At 26.8% G+C, this 1,193-nt stretch carries 2 protein-coding genes; one reads left to right on the top strand and one right to left on the bottom strand.

Annotated features, from left to right (window positions below; all coding sequences use genetic code 11):
* On the bottom strand, positions 1-91 hold a 91-nt coding region (locus tag KMP12_RS07900), incomplete at its 3' end, for a helix-turn-helix transcriptional regulator (protein ID WP_215756383.1).
* Between the two features lie 846 nt (positions 92-937).
* Here KMP12_RS07900 and KMP12_RS07345 point away from each other — a divergent pair.
* A complete protein-coding gene (locus tag KMP12_RS07345; RefSeq protein ID WP_215757064.1) occupies positions 938-1,126 on the top strand; it encodes an XRE family transcriptional regulator in 189 nt (62 codons plus the stop codon).
* Positions 1,127-1,193 lie beyond the last annotated feature (67 nt).

Raw genomic sequence — 1,193 nt, 5'->3', positions numbered from 1 at the left:
TAGCTCTTTCCCACTTGCTCCAAGTCGCAGCGGATATATTCAAACGCCCAGCCACTTCATCTTGCGACAAATTAAACTTAACCCTTAGCATCTTTAACGTTAATTTTTCCAAAATCTTCACCTCCCTTAAGTTCAAATATATATAGCTATACTAACAGTTTATAAAAAGCGTATATAGTAACACATAAAATAAGTATTTTTACAATTACACCACCAATATTTAAAAATAAATCTTTCATCCCTCTTGTTCTAAACTTAAAAAAATGTTATAATTCAATTATTAGGGGCTTTCGCCCCTATATAATTATTTTAATAATGTTTGTATTATCCACTTAATCAAACTAGCTAAAGTTCCAAGTGATAATACCAACAAAACCAACTTGTCGATGAAGTCTTTGATTTCGTCGATTTTTTCATCCCACTTTTTAAAGCTTTTAACACCTTTCTAACTTGATAATAATATTATACAATATTATATTATTCTTATCAATACTTTTTTCTCTTTTTTAATACTTTTTCTCTTTTTTAATAAACTTTATTTATGTAAAATATTAAAAAAATCACAAAAAACACTTGACAAAACAGACAATATTGTATATAATAATATATGTAAAGTTGATAAAAACTTTACTAAGAAATAAAGAAAGGAGCAATAAAGCTTGAAACCTAAACAAAATAAAAAGCCTATTCAGTGGGAAAAACTACTATTAGAGGCACTGATAGACTTAATTATAGGTATAATCTTAATATTAATATCAAAATTAATAAATTAAGATTAAGGGGAGAAATCCCCTTACCTATAATTATAACAAATTTCAAGTTAAAGTAAACAAAAATGATATTAAAACTAGGAATATTTTTTATAATATTAGCATTAGTAAAATTTATAATAAGTCTATACCTAAAAAACAAGGAGAATAAAAAAGGAGAATAAAACATGAAAAAAGAAATAGAAGAACTACTAAACAGCAATATTACAGCCTACACAATCGCTAAAAGTCTAAACCTAAACCCAACAACAATACAACGCTACAAAAACGGTATTAACAAAATAGACAACATGACACTAGCCACAGCAGAAAAACTATACAACTACTACAAACAAACAAAAAAAGGGAGCAAATAAGCTCCCTTAAACTATCTAAAATGGCCAAATTCCATTTGGTTTTTATTATCCCTAAAAGTACCAGTCG

This window comes from Gemella sp. zg-1178 (genome assembly GCF_018790995.1).
GTDB lineage: Bacteria > Bacillota > Bacilli > Staphylococcales > Gemellaceae > Gemelliphila.
This window is presented reverse-complemented; position numbering and strand designations above follow the sequence as displayed.